This is a genomic window from Oxalicibacterium faecigallinarum (assembly GCF_014635705.1).
GTDB classification, from domain to species: Bacteria; Pseudomonadota; Gammaproteobacteria; order Burkholderiales; family Burkholderiaceae_D; genus Oxalicibacterium; species Oxalicibacterium faecigallinarum.
Genome location: NZ_BMDI01000001.1, coordinates 406,418 through 424,545 on the forward strand (window position 1 = coordinate 406,418; position 18,128 = coordinate 424,545).

At 55.3% G+C, this 18,128-nt stretch carries 22 protein-coding genes; 21 read left to right on the forward strand and 1 reads right to left on the reverse strand.

The window, feature by feature from the left end; all coding sequences use genetic code 11:
- Nucleotides 1–25: 25 nt before the first annotated feature.
- Entirely contained in the window at nt 26–397 is a 372-nt protein-coding gene (locus IEV29_RS01985; RefSeq protein ID WP_188379593.1) for a hypothetical protein, read from the reverse strand.
- Nucleotides 398–603: 206 nt separating this feature from the next.
- Between IEV29_RS01985 and IEV29_RS01990 the strand changes: the two genes are divergently transcribed.
- The 21 genes from IEV29_RS01990 to IEV29_RS02090 all read left to right on the forward strand — a co-directional run bounded on the left by IEV29_RS01990 (nt 604) and on the right by IEV29_RS02090 (nt 18,123).
- Nucleotides 604–822 carry a hypothetical protein gene (locus IEV29_RS01990; protein WP_188379594.1) on the forward strand — a complete coding sequence of 73 codons (219 nt, stop codon included), beginning with the start codon at nt 604–606 and terminating at the stop codon, nt 820–822.
- A gap of 9 nt (nt 823–831) precedes the next feature.
- Entirely contained in the window at nt 832–1,242 is a 411-nt protein-coding gene (locus IEV29_RS01995) for an HNH endonuclease (RefSeq protein ID WP_229726165.1), read from the forward strand.
- Nucleotides 1,243–1,305: 63 nt separating this feature from the next.
- Nucleotides 1,306–1,845: a phage terminase small subunit P27 family gene (locus IEV29_RS02000; RefSeq protein ID WP_188379596.1), complete on the forward strand. Its 540-nt coding sequence runs from the start codon at nt 1,306–1,308 to the stop codon at nt 1,843–1,845.
- Entirely contained in the window at nt 1,846–3,546 is a 1,701-nt protein-coding gene (locus IEV29_RS02005) for a terminase large subunit (protein WP_188379597.1), read from the forward strand.
- Between the two features lie 2 nt (nt 3,547–3,548).
- A complete protein-coding gene (locus IEV29_RS02010) occupies nt 3,549–4,784 on the forward strand; it encodes a phage portal protein (RefSeq protein ID WP_188379598.1) in 1,236 nt (411 codons plus the stop codon).
- Between the two features lie 9 nt (nt 4,785–4,793).
- Nucleotides 4,794–5,465 carry an HK97 family phage prohead protease gene (locus tag IEV29_RS02015; protein WP_188379599.1) on the forward strand — a complete coding sequence of 224 codons (672 nt, stop codon included), beginning with the start codon at nt 4,794–4,796 and terminating at the stop codon, nt 5,463–5,465.
- A 65-nt stretch (nt 5,466–5,530) separates the two neighbouring features.
- Nucleotides 5,531–6,871, forward strand: a complete 1,341-nt coding sequence (locus IEV29_RS02020; protein ID WP_188379600.1) for a phage major capsid protein — start codon at nt 5,531–5,533, stop codon at nt 6,869–6,871.
- Between the two features lie 42 nt (nt 6,872–6,913).
- The gene (locus IEV29_RS02025; RefSeq protein WP_188379601.1) at nt 6,914–7,345 is read left to right on the forward strand and encodes a hypothetical protein; all 432 of its coding nucleotides are present in this window, start codon (nt 6,914–6,916) and stop codon (nt 7,343–7,345) included.
- Nucleotides 7,346–7,354: 9 nt separating this feature from the next.
- Nucleotides 7,355–7,699: a head-tail connector protein gene (locus IEV29_RS02030; RefSeq protein WP_188379602.1), complete on the forward strand. Its 345-nt coding sequence runs from the start codon at nt 7,355–7,357 to the stop codon at nt 7,697–7,699.
- Nucleotides 7,699–8,037 carry a phage head closure protein gene (locus IEV29_RS02035; protein WP_188379603.1) on the forward strand — a complete coding sequence of 113 codons (339 nt, stop codon included), beginning with the start codon at nt 7,699–7,701 and terminating at the stop codon, nt 8,035–8,037. The genes IEV29_RS02030 and IEV29_RS02035 overlap by 1 nt, the downstream gene beginning before the upstream one ends.
- Complete coding sequence (locus IEV29_RS02040; protein WP_188379604.1) at nt 8,030–8,545, forward strand: HK97-gp10 family putative phage morphogenesis protein; 516 nt, start codon at nt 8,030–8,032, stop codon at nt 8,543–8,545. The genes IEV29_RS02035 and IEV29_RS02040 overlap by 8 nt, the downstream gene beginning before the upstream one ends.
- Nucleotides 8,542–8,934, forward strand: a complete 393-nt coding sequence (gene gp17, locus IEV29_RS02045) for a tail completion protein gp17 (protein ID WP_188379605.1) — start codon at nt 8,542–8,544, stop codon at nt 8,932–8,934. The genes IEV29_RS02040 and gp17 overlap by 4 nt, the downstream gene beginning before the upstream one ends.
- A gap of 62 nt (nt 8,935–8,996) precedes the next feature.
- Nucleotides 8,997–9,650: a phage tail tube protein gene (locus IEV29_RS02050; RefSeq protein ID WP_188379606.1), complete on the forward strand. Its 654-nt coding sequence runs from the start codon at nt 8,997–8,999 to the stop codon at nt 9,648–9,650.
- 9 nt (nt 9,651–9,659) lie between these two features.
- Nucleotides 9,660–10,013, forward strand: a complete 354-nt coding sequence (locus IEV29_RS02055) for a hypothetical protein (protein WP_188379607.1) — start codon at nt 9,660–9,662, stop codon at nt 10,011–10,013.
- Between the two features lie 44 nt (nt 10,014–10,057).
- Nucleotides 10,058–10,312 (forward strand): phage tail assembly protein T, encoded by a 255-nt coding sequence (locus IEV29_RS02060; protein ID WP_188379608.1) that lies wholly within the window; start codon nt 10,058–10,060, stop codon nt 10,310–10,312.
- A 2-nt stretch (nt 10,313–10,314) separates the two neighbouring features.
- On the forward strand, nt 10,315–12,582 hold the full coding sequence (locus IEV29_RS02065; protein WP_188379609.1) for a phage tail length tape measure family protein: 2,268 nt from the start codon (nt 10,315–10,317) through the stop codon (nt 12,580–12,582).
- Complete coding sequence (locus IEV29_RS02070; RefSeq protein WP_188379610.1) at nt 12,579–13,190, forward strand: hypothetical protein; 612 nt, start codon at nt 12,579–12,581, stop codon at nt 13,188–13,190. Before IEV29_RS02065 ends, IEV29_RS02070 begins: the two co-directional genes overlap by 4 nt.
- Entirely contained in the window at nt 13,187–13,762 is a 576-nt protein-coding gene (locus tag IEV29_RS02075; protein WP_188379611.1) for a hypothetical protein, read from the forward strand. The genes IEV29_RS02070 and IEV29_RS02075 overlap by 4 nt, the downstream gene beginning before the upstream one ends.
- Nucleotides 13,763–13,787: 25 nt before the next feature.
- Complete coding sequence (locus tag IEV29_RS02080; protein ID WP_188379612.1) at nt 13,788–14,153, forward strand: DUF6950 family protein; 366 nt, start codon at nt 13,788–13,790, stop codon at nt 14,151–14,153.
- Nucleotides 14,129–17,161: a phage tail protein gene (locus tag IEV29_RS02085; RefSeq protein ID WP_188379613.1), complete on the forward strand. Its 3,033-nt coding sequence runs from the start codon at nt 14,129–14,131 to the stop codon at nt 17,159–17,161. The genes IEV29_RS02080 and IEV29_RS02085 overlap by 25 nt, the downstream gene beginning before the upstream one ends.
- A gap of 2 nt (nt 17,162–17,163) precedes the next feature.
- Nucleotides 17,164–18,123, forward strand: coding sequence for a phage tail protein (locus IEV29_RS02090; protein WP_229726166.1), 960 nt, complete (start codon nt 17,164–17,166; stop codon nt 18,121–18,123).
- The last annotated feature ends 5 nt before the right edge of the window (nt 18,124–18,128 follow it).

An 18,128-nucleotide genomic window follows, 5' to 3' on the forward strand; every position in this document is an offset into this window, starting at 1 on the left:
ACCGTTGATCGGAAGGGCTTTTTTGTTATTTTTCTTCGTTCTCAATCCGCTTGTTTGCTACCCAGTGGCAGATGTACAAGAGCAACCCCATTACAGGTGCGAATACTACGGATGCTAATGAGCACATATCAGTGACTGGCCGAATTGAGCGACTGATATCAAGATAGATGGAAAAATCGATTGTTTCTGCTTCAACTAACTTACCAAGATATTCATTGCATACCTGAGATACCAAGCTGGCTCCAATAGTGACGCCAAGCAGGATCGCGCCAATGAATGCCGAAGTTATCATCAAGTGATTTTGAATGGACTGAAAGAACCTCGGATATTTAATCGTGTATCGGATTGATACAGCGAACATTGATCCTACTGCGATAGCAAATGACCACCAGTTCATGAGGGCTCCTTATAAGATTGCCGGATTGTAACTCAGGCAACATAAAATATTAGATGGCGAGGTCGGCGCTATATCCGACCACCAACATGTGCAGACGTCTGCACGCACCGTGTCCTGTCCGTCGTCCTCCTCATAATGGCGATGAGCGTTGCCACCAGTCTTAGCGGATTGGTGGCTTTTTTATTTGTGTCCTGTGAGGTGAACTTATGACCGACAGCGATCTTGAATTGAAAGTAGCAAAGCTGGAGCTGAAGCCAACAGACATACTTGTTGTCGAGTCTCAGCGAATGCTTAGACCAGAAGACGTCGAGCGCATTCAGTCTTATATGGCCAAGGCTGTACCGGATGGCGTAAAGACAATGGTTCTCTGTGCTGGTTTGACCTTGAAGGTTGTATCGCCTTCATCTGAAGAGCATTGGTGCTAACAGATGGCGATGCGTGGCAAGTCTGTATGTCGCCATGCGGGTTGCTCCAAGCTGCTGGATGCGCCTGGCTACTGTGAACCGCACGCCAAGCTGTCCTACCAGCAGATTGATCAGCATCGAGGTAGTGCAAGCTCTCGTGGGTATAACCGACGCTGGCAGAAGGCACGTGAGACTTATCTGCAAAGTCATCCGCTTTGCGTGCGTTGTGCAGAGCAAGGCTTAGTCGTTCAATCAACCGTAGTCGATCACATCATCCCCCATCGTGGCGACTCGACTCTGTTCTGGGATTCCAAAGGCAACTGGCAAGCGCTGTGCAAAACCTGTCACGACCGGAAGACCGCGACGGAAGACGGCGGTTTCGGTAACGCATCGATAAGCAAGGGAGGGGCGGGTCAAAAGTCTGATCCCTTTGCCCTGTAGACCGGCAGTGTAGGTCGATTTTTGTGCGTGCAAGTTTTGGAGGGGGGGTATTAGGAGCCAATCATGGGTAATCGTGGACCTCAGCCACTCCCGCCAAACGTTCTCGCGCTTCGCGGAGGCAAACCTCGCTCGAAAAATCTGGCGGATGGTGTCCAGCCGCTCATCCAAGTACCTGACGCGCCACGCCACCTGAGTGCCACGGCCAAGAAAGAATGGAAGCGCATCACGCCCCTGCTCGTCGAGGAAGGACTGATTGCCAAGATGGATCGATCTATCCTGGCGCTGTATTGCCAGAACTGGGGGCGGATGGTCGAGCTGGAGACAGCGCTCGCAAAAAAAATCGACCTGAAGGTAGCCGAGGGGATGGAGTACAACGATGCCGTCGAATTCTGTTGCTATGACTGGACGCCTAAAGGCTACCGCCAGCAGGCCGCGATCGTCAGCATGATCCGTGGCCACGCCGAGCAGGTCGCCAAGTACGCCGGCCACTTTGGCATGTCGCCGTCGCAACGAGCGCGAATCACACCGTCCAGCAATCAACCACAGCTCCCTGGAATGGAAGGAAACGACCAAGGGGGATGGGGAGACTTCGGAAGAAGATAAATGAGTTACGTCGCGATCTCCAACCAGTACATCGAGGATGTTCTGGGAGGAAGGATCGTCGCGTGCAAGTGGGTCAAGCTAGCCTGTGAGCGGCAGCAGCGGGATCTGAAGCGCAACCCGATTGTTGAGGTCGCTTTCCCGTATCGATTCGATGACGATGCGGCAAACCGCATCTGTAAATTCGTTGAGAAGCTGCCGCACACAAAAGGCAAGTGGGCGCGGGAGCGTCAGCGTATCAAGCTAGAGCCGTGGCAGTGCTTCATCCTGACGACGGTGTTTGGCTGGTTGCATGTCGATACCGGCATGCGTCGCTTCCGTCGTGCTTATGAAGAGGTAGCACGCAAGAACGCCAAGTCCACCAAAAGTTCTGGCATCGCGCTCTACCTGTTCGGCGCTGACGGTGAGGCTGGCGCCGAGGTCTACAGCGCCGCCACCACGCGTGACCAAGCAAAGATCGTGTTTGACGATGCGCGGGCAATGGCGCTGCGCGAGCCTGAGATGTGTGCGGTGCTCGGCATTGATGTCCTGCAGCACCAGATGCACATCGAGGATGAGTCGTCTAAGTTTCTTCCGCTGTCTGCAGAAGGCTCGACGCTCGACGGTCTCAATGTGCATGGCGGCATCATCGATGAGCTGCACGCGCACAAGACGCGTGCTGTGTTTGACGTTATCGATTCCGCAACCGGCTCGCGTGACCAGTCGCTGCTGTGGATGATCACGACGGCAGGAACGAATCGCAGCGGCATTTGCTACGAGCAACGGATTCACGTAACCAAGATCCTGAATGGATCAGTGGTGGATGAGACGTTCTTCGGCATCATCTTCACGCTGGATGAGGGTGACGATTGGGCGGATCCGCTGGTCTGGATCAAGGCGAACCCGAATTTGAATGTTTCCGTCTTCATGGATGACATGGAGATGGCCTGCCGCAAGGCGCTGTCGATGCCGTCAGCTGTGGCCAACTTCCTGACCAAGCGGCTTAACGTCTGGGTCAATGCTGACAGCGCCTGGATGAACATGCGGGCATGGGATGCCTGCGGCGATCCGACGCTGAGCATCGATGACTTTGAAGGCGAGGACTGCATCGTCTCGCATGACTTGGCCAGCAAGATCGACATCGCAGCAAAGATGCGGCTGTTCACGCGAGACATTGATGGTGTCACGCACTACTACGGCTTTGGTCGTTACTTCCTCAATGAGGAAGCGATCGAGAAGGCTGGAAACGCGCAGTACTCGGGCTGGGCCCGACAGGATCTGTTGGTAGCTACGCCTGGCAACGTCACAGACTTTGGTGTGATCGAGCAGGATCTGTTGGATGACGCGGTGCGTTTCAACATAACGGAAGCGCCATACGATCCGTTCCAGGCGACGCAGTTTAGCCAGCGCATGGTCGAGGCTGGTCTGCCGATGATCGAGGTCGGCTCGACCGTCAAGAACTTTAGCGAGCCAATGAAGTGGCTGGAGGCATTGGTGCTGCAGGGCCGCTTCCACCATGATGGTGATCCGGTGTTGACCTGGATGATCAGTAACGTGGTCTGCCATCGCGACGCGAAGGAAAACATCTTCCCGCGCAAAGAGCGTGAAGAGAACAAGATCGACGGCGCGGTGGCGCTGCTGATGTGTCTGAATCGTGCAGTGAACCTGGAGCCGGTGACTGACGGCGCTCTGGACGATTTTATTAACTCTCCGATTCATTCCTGACTATGGCAAATTTTCTTACGAGCGTCCGCACGTGGTTCGGTGGCGGGGCCATAGCTGAGAGGGAGGGTGACCAAGCACGCCCGCCAACGACGGTGCTGATTCCTGATACGCGATCAGTCGGTGAGGATGGTGCGCTGCAGATCGATACGGTGTGGGCGTGTATCGATCGTCGCGCCAGCGCAATCGCCAGCTTGCCATTCTTTGTTTATGAGGCGATGGCGGGTGAAAAGAAGCTGGCGCGTAATGCACGGCTTTACCAACTGCTGCACGACTCGCCAAATGCGCGTATGACGCCGTTCGAGTTTTGGCGTGCGATGGTTATGAACCATGATCTGCGCGGCAATGCCTATGCGCGCATCCAGCGCGACTCCGCTGATGAGCCGCTTGCGCTGTGGCCAATGCCTTCGAGCCAGGTGAAGTCTGTAGTGCTGCCGTCAGGCGACATGGTTTATGAGTATCGCTTTGGCAATGATGTGGCTGTCCTGGCTGCAGACAATGTTCTGCATATCAAAAATCTGGGCAACGGAACCACTGGCCTGGACAAGCTGGAGTTCATGCGGGCCGGTCTGGATGAAGTCAGTAAAGCGCAGGAAGCAGCTTCGCGCATGTTTGCCAATGGCGGCAAGCCAAGTGGTGTGCTGATGATTGATAAGGTTTTGAAGCCTGATCAACGTGATGCTGTACGTCGCAACTTCGAGCAAATGACAGAAGGGCCGATGCATCGCCTGCACGTGCTGGAAGCTGGGATGGAGTACGAGCAGATCTCGCTCTCGCCTGAGCAGATCCAGTTGCTGCAGACGCGGCAATACGCTGTCGAGACAATCTGCCGCTGGTACGACGTGCCACCAGTGTTGATCCATCACAGCAATGTGACGGCATGGGGCTCGGGGATCGAGCAGATTGTGAACGGTTTCTACACGCTGTCGTTGCGGCCACTCACGATCAATATAGAGCAGGCCGTACAGAAGCGCGTGCTGACATCGCGTCAGCGTGCGCGATACAAGGTTGAGTTCAGCATGGATGCGCTGCTGCGGGCGAATCCGAAGGATCGTGCCGAGATCCATGCCAAGTATTCACAGAACGGCATCATGACTCGCGCCGAGATTCGTCAGCTGGAAGGCTTGCCGCACATGGCTGGTACGGACGAACTCACCGCGCAAAGCAACCTCGCACCACTGCACATGCTGGGCAAAACGCCGCAACGTGGTGGCGCTGCAATATCCGACATCGCTCAATAGGGGATAAACATGGAACACAAATCGCTGGCACTGGCCGATGTGCAGTTCAAGCTGCAGGCAGATGATCGCACCTTTACTGGCTATGCCTCAGCATTCAATCGTGTCGACTCCTATGGCGACACTATCGTCAAAGGTGCTTATGCCGAGACTCTGCAAAAGAATGGCTTGCCCAAAATGTTCTTCAACCATCGCTCGTTTGATGTGCCGATCGGCAAGTGGCTCAAGGCCGAGGAAGATGATTACGGCCTGCTGCTGACTGGCGAGTTCACGCCCGGCAATCGTCAGGGCGAGGAAGTCCGAGCAGCGCTCAAGCATGGCACGCTGGATTCGCTGTCGATCGGTTTCAGCCTGACAAAAGGTGACTACGACGAAGCAACTGGTGGCCGCGTGATCCGTAAAGTGGATCGTCTGCGAGAAACATCGATTGTCACATTCCCTGCTGACAAGTTCGCATCGATCGATATGGCCAGCGTCAAGTCGTTCGATGATGATCTGGAAGCGGTGAAAACAATTCGTGATTTTGAATACTTCTTGCGGGATGTAGGAAGTTTCAGCAAGGGGGCAGCGCAAGCGTTGACTGCCCGCGCCAAAGTCGTGTTCGGTACGCGGGATGCTACCCCAGACGATGACGGCGAGAAGATGGCCCAGATACTCAAGCGACTTGAGCAGCTTGGTACATAAACGCACGTTCCGCAAGATGGCCGCCTTCGGGCGGCTTTTTTATTTTCTATTATCGAAAGGCAATCATGAAGCGCTCCTGGAATTACATTCAACAGCACGTGCCACTGCACGTCATCATCCTGCTCTCGCTGGCAGTTATCGGCTTGTTCCTGCAATGCGTGGGCGTCGATGTTAAAACCTACATGATGGACAACTCAATGGCGATGGCCGGCCTATCGGCATTCGGCGTTGTCGGTGAGATCAAAAGCGAACAGATCATGCAGGCGCTCGACAATGTCGAGAAGAAGCTGACGACCATGTCGCAGAAGGCTGAGGAGGAAATGAAGACCATCGGTAAGGTCACCTCTGATACCAAGACGGCGCTCGACACCATTGGCACTGAGCAGCGTGAGCTCGCAGATCGTTTGCTCAAGCTTGAGCAGAAAGCAGATAAACCTGCGGATGAGCCACCAGCAGAAGACAGCATTGGTGAGACCTTCACCAAATCTGAAGAATACAAAAAGTTTCAAACCAAAACTGGCGAAGGTCGCGCTGCATTTGAAGTCAAGAACACGGTAACGAATGCTGTTGCCAATACGTTCTCCGAGCGCCGTCCTGGTGTTGTGGAGGGTGCATTCCGCGTCTTTACGATCGAAGATTTGCTGGTGACACTCCCAACTAGCAGTTCGTCGATTGACTACGTCAAGGAAAACGTATTCACGAACAATGCGGCTGAAGCGGCAGAAGGCACGCAAATCAACCAATCCAGCATCACGTTCACACCTGAAACGATGCCGGTATCGAACGTTGCGCACTTCATCAAGATCACGCGTCAACTGGCGCAAGACAATGCGGCGTTGGCAGCCTACATCAATCGCCGCATGATCTACGGCGTCAACCTGCGAGTGGAGAATCAGCTGATCGCTGGAAACGGTACTTCGCCAAATCTGTCTGGCTTGACCAAGGCCGGCAACTTCACCGCTCACGGCTACACCTTGGCCAGCATGGAGGCATTAGATCTGACGAACAATAAGTTTGATCTGATCGGCAAGATGATTGGGGACGTGGCTGCTTCTGACTATGCCGCTGACTGTGTGCTGCTGAATATCGCAGACTGGTGGACGTTGCGTCTGGCGAAAGATGCGCAGGGTCGTTACATCTTGGGCGATCCTGGTTCTTCGGTGCCGCCAGCGTTGTTCGGCTTGCCGGTCGTTGCTAGCAACGCACTTGCAGCAGGCAAGGTCTGGGTCGGTGGTATCAAACAGGCAGCGACCAAGCATGACCGCGAAGGCGTGGTCATTGATTTGTCCGACTCGGATGAAAACAACTTCCAGCTGGGCCTCGTCACGATCCGCGCAATGCGCCGTCTGGCACTGACCGTCGAGAAACCTATCGCCACACGCTACGGCGACTTGGTACTGGCATAACCCACGCGGGCCAGTCCGCTGGCCCGCAACTTGGAGAAATCAATGGAACAAGTCAAAGTCCGATTCCTTGGCACTGCGGTTACTGGTGTTGGTTCATTTTCTACAGGGGATGAACGCTCGTTCGATGCAGCGTTTGCAAAACACCTGGTTGAAGAAGCCAAGGCTGCCGAATATGTCGATGTGCAGACGTCTGCACAGATTGAAGAAACTGTCACTGCTGTGGTGATCGATCTCGAAGCTGAGAAGCAGCGTCTGGCAGATGAGGCGGCCAAGTCGCTCGAAGCTGAGAAAGCCCGTCTGGCAGATGAGGCAAACAAGGCAGTCGAAGCCGAGAAGCAACGTCTGGCAGATGAAGCAGCCAAGGCAATCGAAGCCGAGAAGCAACGTCTGGCAGATGAAGCAGCCAAGGCAATCGAAGCCGAGAAGCAACGTCTGGCAGATGAAGCAGCCAAGGTCAAACAGAAATCCAAGTAAGGGAATCACATGTCCATCATCGATATCGAAATCGCAAAAAATCATCTTCGCGTTGACGATGGCGATGATGGCGACCTGATCCAGATGTATCTCGACGGCGCAGAGGATGCTGCAGAGCAGTTTCTGAATCGTCGAGTCTTCAAGGATGCGGATGCTCTGCAGGCTGCCGTGATCGCTGGTAACGCCGGTGAGTTACCCATCGTGATGACGCCATCCATGAAGAATGCCGTGCTGTTGATCTTGGGTGACCTATATGCCAACCGCGAGGATACGGTGATCGGCACAATTGTCGCGTCCCTGCCGCGTGGTGCACAGGCATTGCTGCAACCTTATCGTGTCCAGATGGGGGTCTGATGAGAGCCGGCAAACTTAACAAGCGGGTCCAGCTGCAGATGCCGCATCGCGTCAAAGGTGATGACGGTGGCTTCACGCAGTCGTGGGTTGATGTGGGCGGCAAACGCTGGGCGGAGATTGTTCCGATTAGTGGGCGTGAGGCCAACCGATCAAACCAGACCATTGCCAGCACTGAGGCGCGCATTACGCTCCGTTACTCCAGCGTGACCGCTGAGATTTCCGAAACCTGGCGTGTCCTTCATGGCGAGAAGGTCTACGACATCAAGCGCATTGCCAATCTGGAATCCGCAGATGAAGTGATCGAGCTGACCTGTGAAGCTGGGGTAAATGATGGTTAAAACAACGATCAAGGTACGTGGACTGCGTGAACTGGGCGAAGCCATGAAAGGCTTGGAGAACGATATCAAACTGCGGATCTGCCGCGCCGCTGTGCAGGAAGGCGCAAAGATCATCCGCAATCTGGCGCAGAGCAAGGCACCGGTCGCGCCGCAAGCGTATGACGTTGTGGACGAAACCTACAACCGCAGCAGCCGCAAAGGTAAAAAGCGGGCGGCAAACGTAAAGATCGTCCAGCCGCGCAATATTGCTAAGAACATTGTCACCAAGCGTGTGCCGAGATCCAAGATGACAGCTGAGACCGTCGTGGCGATCCGTGGCAAGTTTGAGCATGGTTACGCAAACCGCATTGGCATCCTGCAGGAATTTGGCACCGTAAAGACGCCAGCTCAACCGTTCATGCGGCCAGCCTTCAACCAAGGCAAGGCACCGGCGGTAGCAGTGATCAAGAACACGCTGAAGAAACGCATAGACAGCGCGGTGAAGAAGAATGCGAAGAAGCCAAAATGAGCGTTGAAGCCAAAATCACGACAGCTTTGTCTGCCATTGATGAACTGGCGCTGCCAGATGGCGAGGCTGCGGTATATCAGGATGATTTTCCGCAGCCGGAGAAAGGTGAGCCGAAATGGCCTGCTGTGCGCTTCACGCTTATGCCTGGGGAAGTCCATGCAGACATCAGTGGTGATGGCGATGAAGACACCGACGATATCCGCGTCCAGATCGACGTGGTATCAAAAACGCCGAAAGAGCGGCGCGTGATCTGGGACAAGGTGCGTGCTGCCATGAAAAAGATTGATCCGCCTGCCTTGTTGCAGGCGCCGCCAGATATGTCGCGCGACTTGGAAACAAAGACATATCGTGCGATGGGTGACTGGGTTATCTACGGGTCATCTGAATAAAACTTTTAGGCTTTACAACCAGGCGCCTCCGGGCGCTTTTTCTTTATCTGAAAGGAAACATCATGTCCGGAGGCAAGCGCTTTAAATTCGCCGGTTCTAAGATTGCAGTACTGCTCGGTTTCGATGAGGCAGGCGAGCTTGAAATCACCGAGATCACCAATACGAATCCAGCCGTGCTGACTATTGCGGATCACGGGCTGGAAATCGGCGGCATTCTTCACCTCAAAGATATCGAGGGCATGGAAGAGCTAAACGAAACCGTCGTTGTCATCGAGGCGGTAACGGAAAACTCCATCACGCTCGCAGATGTGGATGCGACCGAGTATGGTGTGTTCGCTGGTGCCGGTACCGCTGTGCCTGGCGTGGTATCCAACTTCTGTGAACTGACGCAGTACACCCGCACGGGCGGTACGTCTGGCGAGATGGATGCAACCACGATCTGCAGTAAGGCCAAGGAATTTGAAGTCGATCTGCCGGACTTTGGCACCACGCAGCTGGGCTATAACTTTGCGCCGCGCACTGCAGTGCAAGGCAAGTTGGAAGATGCCTATCGATCCAGTGATGTGACTGGCGTGGTCGTCAAACTGCCGAAAAATGGAGGTCACATGATTCAGCTGGGCTATGTCCAGCAGACCAGCGAGACTTCTGGCAACGGCACATTGTGGACGGCCACGGCCACCATCCGTAACACCGGTGCGCGTATCGATTTGCAGTAAGGGAAAACAATGGATCTCAATACCGACCAACTCATTGCAGGCTTGAGGGCCGCTGCCAGCCTGCCTCCGATCAAAGTTCCCATGCCAGAGTGGGGTGGCGTGGTATACGTGCGCCCGCTGACGGTTGCCGAAGTCGAGGCGCAAACCGCTGTTGTCGACAAGGATGAAAAGACCAAGATTGCACGTAGCACCTGCCGTGTCCTGTGCGATGCGGATGGCAATCGTCTGCTGGATGGCGACAATCCCGAGCACGTGGCCCACATTGCCCAACAGGAGTGGTCTGTTCTACAGCGCATCATGAATGCCAAGCGGCAGGCGAATGGCGAAGGTGAAGAAGGGCTTGCTGAAGCAAAAAACGTCTGACAGGTCGTCAGGAGTTTCTGATTGACCTGGCCTTCGAATTTGGCGTGCCGGCACACCAGCTGGCAGCCATTTTGCCTGAGCGTGAATTTGTTCTGTACCAGGCATATGCGGTAAAGCGCATGCTGCCGCAGCGTCGGCAGGAAATGTATCTGGCCCAGATCTGCAGCGTGCTGGCGCAGGTGCATAGCAATACCGATGTCAGTGTGATGGATTTTCTGTTTGATCCTGTTGAAGAGATCGAGCTGGATGAGGATGAAGTGCTGGCGCACTTTGACTTCAAGCCGCGTAACAAAGGGTAGCTATGTCTAACGGTATCGGCGCAATTGCGGTTTCGCTCGGCTTGGATGCTGCTGAATTTGTGAGCGGCCTGACCAGATCGGAACGTGAAGCAGCACGTTCGATGAAAAAGATCGAACGAGAAGTCAGCTCGGCAGCTACAGCCATCCGGGCTGGCTTTATGGGCATCACTGCTGGTGTGACGATCAGCAAGTTCATCCGTGAAACGGTTGATGCCCAGAACGAAGCAGCTCAGCTACGTGCTGTGCTACGGTCAACTGGCGAGGCTGCGGGGTACGGTGAGGAAAAGCTGAATGCAATGGCGGTCGCGTTATCGCAAAACAGCATCTTCAGCGATGGTGATATCACGCAGGCGCAAACACGCCTGCTTTCCTATACTGGCGTGGTTGGCGAGCAGTTTCCAGCTGCGATGCAGGCGGCGATCGACATGGCGTCACGTATGGGCATGGATGTCACCTCTGCTGCCGAGATGGTTGGCAAGGCGTTGGATGTTCCTTCGCAGGGGCTTACGGCCTTGAGCAAACAAGGCTTCCGCTTCACGGAAGAAGAAAAGAAGCTGGTTGAAGCGTTGGAAAAAACTGGCCGTACGGCCGAGGCGCAGGCGATCGTTCTGAAGGCGCTGGAAACGTCTTATGGTGGCGCCGCAAGGGAAGCGCGCGACACGTTGGGTGGTGCACTGGCAGGGCTCAAAAACGAATTTGACAGCCTGATGACAGGTGAGGGTGGCAATGTCAATTCTGCGCGTGATGCGATTGAAAATCTGACCAAGACCTTGGGTTCGTCAGAAACCAAAGAAGCCTTTGCCACCGCAACACAGGCTATGGCCACACTGGTTGGATGGGCAGTCACAGGAACAAACGCATTTTTGGGATTCGGCAAGCATCTAGGCGAATCGCTGGCACGCGGTATTCATGGTTCTGCCGATCCAATCAATGATCAGATCAAGTCGCTGGAAGTGCGGGCGCGTAACGCCGCAACTTCGATCGAACTGGCCTCCAAGGCGACTGATTCTGGTCGTGATAAGCGACTCGCCAATCTGCGTGCCGAAGCCGCATTTGTTGATAAAGAACTGTCGCGCCTGCGGGGCATGCTGCCAGCAACTGCGGCGCCGGATTCGGGGATATTACCAACGGTCTCTGTGCAAGCGCCAAAGCGCGCATTGCCGGCAATTGAAGGTGAAAAGGCCAAGGTCACGGAAGCGCAACGCTATCTTGAGAGTCTGCAAAAACAGGCGATCACGGCACGCGACCTGACTACAGCAGAGACGGCATTGGCCGAGATCCAGTCTGGTCGTCTTGGCAAGGTCACCGCTGCACAGCAACGCCAGATTCTGGTCGTGGCTGAGCAGATCGACAATGAAAAGCGCTTGAAAGAAATCCGCGATGCTGACGACAACATCGTCAAGAAAACGCAGGACTACGCACAGTCCATTGAGGATAGTAACCTGCTGCTGCAGGCCGAGCTGAGTCTGATTGGCAAATCCAATGAAGAGAAGCAGGTGGCAATGGACAACCTGCGTATCGAACTGGAGCTACGGCGCAAGATCCGCGATGTGCAGGCAATGGGTGGTTCTGATGCGGCAACGAAGAAAGCGATTGACGATCTGACTGCATCGGCTGGCATGGACAAGGCGAGTGTGCAGACACGAGCATTTATCGCAGAACAGGAAAAACAGGCTGCTGAAGCCATGAAGGTTTGGGACAACTTCCGAGAAAATGTACAGCGGAACATGGGTGATCAGTTTTACAACATCATGCAAGGAAACTTTGACAGCGTTGGCGATGCGTTTAAGTCGATGGTGATGCGGATGGTGGCTGATGCGATGGCGGCGAACCTGACACAGGCTTTGATGGGTGGCGCCGGAAGTGCAGGCGGTGGCGTGTTCGGGAGCTTGCTGAAATTCGGTGTTGGCTTGTTAAGCGGAGGAAGTTCTGCTGCTGCCAATCCCGGTGCCGGTGCCAATGGTTTTGTGGACTGGAGTGCCTCTAACCCGGCACTTTCAGGCTACATGCCTTCTTTTTCTGTGGGTATCGATAACGTCCCGCGAGATATGGTCGCCAAGATCCACAAAGGCGAGCGCATCCTGACGGCCAACGAAAACCGCAACTTCATAGGTGGTGGCAACGCATCACCATCGATTGTCTTCTCGCCGGTTTACCAGATCGACAGCCGCAGCGATCGTGCAGCCATCATGCAGGATATGCAGCGTCAATCACAGCAAACAAAAGCCGAGCTGGTGGAAGAGTTACAAAGAGCGCGAGTTATCACATGAGCGTAAGAAACTGGCCACGATATGGCGTTGCGTCGTTCAACTGGACACTCATGCCGCAAGCGATCGCTTTCAAAGGTGCATTTGGTTCGCAAGCACTGGAAACCGGTTCGCCGCGATGGGAAGTCAGTCTGACTGGCATTCACCAAAAGCACATCAAGTCGCTGGAAATTCAGCGCTTCATTGAATCTCTTGGTGGTTTTCGGCACCAGTTGGCTTTGTATCACTTGTTGCAGCCGGTGCCGCGTGGCACGCTTCGCGGCTCGCCTGAAGTGGCTGTACTGGCTTCGCGTGGCGCAACTGCACTGACTCTAGATGCCGGTGCTGCGCAGGCAAACCGTACCTTGCTTGCAGGCGACTATATCGGTGTCGGAGCTAATCTGACGCAGCAGGTGTTGCGCCTGGACGCGGATGCTATTGCTGATGCAGCGGGCATCATCACAGTGCAGCTGGCGACGCCTTTGCGTAATGATTTCAATGTTGGATCTGCAGTAGTCTGGGATAAGCCAACCGCATTATTTAGACAGCGAGAGTTGTCTACTGGCATCAACTTCATTCCCAAATTCGGACAGCCTTGGTCATTAAATTTGCTTGAGGATTGGCGTCCATGACTGTGACAACCGAACAGCAGGCCGCGCTGGAGAAGCCACTCGTGGTGCCGGCGTATTTTGCGTTGTTTGACTTTGCATCGGCGCCGGTCCGTGTCACCAACTTTAATGCCAACTTTGACTGGGACGGTCATCAATGGTCCGGTTTGGGGGCGATCAGCAAAGTCAGTGAGGTGGAAGAAAGTGACGGCATGACCACCAAGTCACTCAATTTCACGCTCAATGTCGCGGATACCTCGCTGCTTGCATTGGCGGCCGGCGCGGTTGAAGAGTATCGAGGCCGAGCTGCAACCATGTGGATGTGCCCGCTTGACGACCAGTATCGTCTGATCGATGAGCCGCAAGTTTGCTGGCGCGGCATCATGGACATGATGAGTCTGGGCATCGATGGTGATGAAGGGCAGATCGTACTGAAGTGCGAAACCAGTGCGTATGGTCTCAAGCGACAGCCATCGATACGACTCAATGCCGCCCAGCAAAAGAAGAAGTATCCAACCGACACAGGTCTCGATTACCAGAACGACATGATTTCCAATCCGGTTGTCTGGTTGTCGCGACGATTCCAGCAGATCTAGCCAGGCGCCTTCGGGCGCTTTTTTTATGTCCCTTGCCGACTACATCAAGGCGCACTTGTGCACGCCATTCAAGTGGGGCGAGCACGACTGCGTGTTGTTTGCCGCACGGTGGGCATTGCTTGCAACTGGCACGGATCATCTGGCGGGCGTATCGCCTTGGCGTGATGCGCGAGCAGCAATGCGTATGGTGCGCCGCATGGGGGGCATGCAGGCATTGATGGATGCCCGGCTCGCGAGGGTGCATGTAAACCTGGCACGCGATGGCGACATTGCCTTGTATCGGCGCTGTCTTTGCATCGTCAGTGGGGCGCATTTGGTAGGCCCGAATCATCACGGCCTGGAATTTATTAAAAGAACGGAAGCGGAATGCGCCTGGTCATTGCACTCCTGATATTGCTGTTGCCGGTTGGCGCACAAGCAGAGCCGGTAACAGCGTTTCTCGGTACCGTTGCTTTTGCCGGCGTGACGTATGGACAGATCATCCTGTTTGTCGGGACGATGGTCTACGGTATGGCGCAGCAAAAAAAGGCTGAGCGCCGCCAGCGTGCGGCAGCTGCCGCGCAGCGCGATGCCTATAATGCAGGCCTGCAGGACCGCACACTCAACAGGATGGCGACGGATTCCCCGTATACCTTCGTGTATGGCCGTGCACGCGTTGGTGGTGATCTGGCGGGCATTCTAACCAGCGGCAGCCGTGATGAATATCAGCACGTGATCATTGTGCACGCCGCACATGAGTGTGACGGGGTCGAAGAGTTCTACGTCAATGGTGAGGCCTTGGGCCCGCTGGATGCGAATGGCGATGTCACGACTGGGAAGTACGTGTCTGTTGCGACAGGGACGCACACCCAGCAAACGACGGCTTCGTCAATCGTCTTGACCTACACACCTGTTACCGGAACGGTGACCGGTTTGATCGAAACAACCTTCGATTTTGAGTCTGGTCAGCAGGGCTGGGCGACGATTGCAGTTAGCGTTGTTGGAAGCGTTGTGACGTTCAGCAACCCAGGCGGCAAGGTCGTTCAACTGAATTATCAGTATCGACAGGTGACATCCATGGTCCGAGTGCGTACGCACCTTGGCACGCCGGACGATCCTGTTGACGCGCATCTGCATGCCACGTTGCCATCTAAATGGCCAGCAACATCGGTGTTACGTGGATTGACGTATAGCGTGGTCACGCTCAACCTCAATCAGCCGGAGTTTCAAAATGGGCTTCCGCAGCTGGAAATCCTGTTGCGCGGAAAAAAGCTGCTCAACTTCCGCACTGGTGAAACGGTCTGGAGTCAGAATCCCGCCGAGGTGATCTACGATTACTTGCTGAGCGACATTTGCGGCGTGGATGCGGCAGATCTGCCCATGGCCGATTACATCGCCGCAGCAAACGATTGCGACGATGCAATTACCATTGGCCCGCGTTACACCTTCAATGGCACTGTCACGTCCGACATGAATCAGAGCGAAACGCTCGAACGCATGGCGCAGGCAATGGCAGGTGGCATTGTGGCGACCACATGGGGCATTTACGCAGGCAAATACTCGGCGCCGGTAATGGCGCTGTTTCAGGATGACATCGTTGGCGCTTTTGCGCTCACACCGGGCATCTCAGATGCGGATCTGTATAACGGGGTGCGTGGACAGTACACCGGTGTGGAGACCGGTTACGTCGCAACGGACTTTGCGCCGTACCAGAACGCAGCATTTGTTGAGGCCGATGGCCGAGAGTTGTGGACGGACATACCGATGCCGTTCACAGATGCATTGCAACGCGCACACAACTTGTGCCGGATCTTCACTGAAGATCAGCGCAATGCCTACATGTTCAAGGCGGAGTTTTCGCTGAAGACATGGCGGCTTCGCGTTGGGCAACGCATTACGATGACAAGCCCGCTGTTTGGCTGGCAGGACAAGGTTTTTCGCGTTACCGACAAACGCTTCTCGCCATCATCCATGGTCGAGCTGAGCTTGAAAGTCGATGATCCATCGATCTGGGATGAGGCAGATGCCGTGCAGACGTCTGCACAGCCAAACACCAATCTGCCGAATCCTTTCGATATCTCGCCGCTTGCAAGCCTGTCTTGTCAGTCCGGAAGTGAACACCTGATCGCCAAGGATGGCACGATCATTTCGCGCATCTTGGTCACATGGCCAGTTGCAACGACCCCATCGGTGGTGCGTAACGGTCAGATCGAGGTGGAATGGCAACTGGTCGGTGCGGATGTCTGGAACAAGGTGGCCGTCAGTGGTAGCGATACCGAGGTCTATGTGTCGCCAGCGGAGGACGGTAGTTTCTACAAGGTGCGCGGACGGGCGGTCAACAGCACGCTCAACGTCAAATCCGACTGGACCTATGCAGCTCTGCACCAGGTGGTCGGCAAAACCGCGCCGCCAGCGAATATGCAGAACCTGTCCATCACCGGCAGCGTGCTCAGCTGGGCGCCAAACCGTGAGCTGGATCTGAAGGGGTACATCTTCCGATCGCACTACGGCAACAATCTCGATTGGAACAGCGCCGCGCCATTGCATGAAGGGGTGATTACAGAGATGCCGTTTGAGCTGGTGACCCGGCCTAATGGCGTCGTGACCATCATGGGCAAGTGTCTGGATACGTCCGGCAACGAGTCCATGGCCACGGCCAACATTGTCACCAATCTGGGTGACCCAGTCATCGCCAACGTCGTGGAAGTGTTCGATTTCCACGGCGACGGCTTTCCGGGCGAGTTGCAAGGTGCCGTGCTGGAAGCTGGCGATCTGGTTGCGCTGGAAACCGACTCGTTCTACGGGTCGGACAACCAGTCTGCCTACGGCCCGGATAACGAGCCAGCTTACGCGCTGTCGTCCTATGCGCAGTTGCGCTACACCACGGAAGAAGTATCGGTGGCATCGGTGCTTGCCGGTTCGATCATGACGCTGGAGATCGAGTATCAAGGCATCGACTTGTTCATCGAGTATCGGTTGGCCGGTCCCGGATCGGCTTACGGTGCGGATTCGGATTCTGCCTATGGCCCTGATGAAGAACCGTTCTACGGCGGACCGGGTGTCTGGCAACCATGGCCGGGGCAGATCCTTGCCGCAAACGACGTGTATCAGTGGCGAGTAACGCTCGGCGCTGGCTCAACGCAGGCCCGGATTACCGAGCTGACGGTGACGATCGACGCGCCCGACCTGGTCGAGTATCTGGAAGACGTGTTGATTGATGCCGCCGGTACCGTTGTTCCCTATACGAAAAACTTTCGGTCGATCAAGACCGTGACGCCCACGCTGCAAGCCAACGCCAGCGGCGCTGTCACGATCGAGGCCGACAAATCCACCAACCTTGCGCCCGTTCTGCGGGCCTACAACGCCGCGCACGTCCCGGTTTCGGGCGCCACGGCAGATGTCATTGTGAAAGGGTATTGAAGATGCCAGCGCCACCAGAAAGAAATGAAATCTCGGATGCCTACCCGAATCCTTCAAACGCGACCATGCGGATCGGCATGGGGCGGCTTTGGGATTTCGTTACCGGCCTCCTAGGTCTTACCGGCAATGCAGCCGATGCGCGATCAGCATTGGGTGTGCCGTCTGAAACAGACGCCATGCTGCTTGGTAATCCGGTAGCGTCAACGCAGTCTGCAGGAAACAAGAGCACGCGGCTTGCGACCACGGAGTTTGCTGATCGTGTATTTAACGGCGTAACCACACTATCAGTAGCTGGCACTGGTGACATTACGTTGACGGCAACTGAGTGCGGGACAGGCATTTTGATTTTGACGGGGGCGAGAACGGCCAACGGGAATATCATCGTTCCGACTGCTGGATGGCGTCAGATTGTAGAGAACTCCACAACAGGTGCCTTCTCACTTACCGTTAAAACTGTCGCGGGTGCGGGCGTCACTGTCACGCAGGGTAAGCAGAAAGAACTATTCAGCGATGGTGTGGCTGTGCTTGATGCAAATACTGATATCAATGCTCTACCCGTTGGCGCGATCTTCGACCACGCTGGTACGACTGCGCCTGCTGGTTCTCTGATATGTCCTACCGCGCCCACAACGGTATCGCGCACGACTTACGCCGCCTTATGGACTGCTATCGGTACGACGTGGGGGGCGGGTGACGGAAGTACGACGTTCAACATCCCTTGGTTTCCCGTTGGTCAGGTTGGGGTTCAAGCGAATGGCAATGTTGGCACCAACACAGTGGGGCAGAACTTAACCCACATACACGAAGGTTCGTCAGGGGTTACTGGGTACGTTGGCACAGGTTCGGGTGGGGCGGCAGGCGGCGGAAACCCAGTCCCTAGCGGCGCTTCTCAAATGCTTTCCAACGGCGGTTCCGCGAACTTGCCTGCAGGCCAGCGCGTCCTCAAGTGCGTCAAATTTTAAGGGGT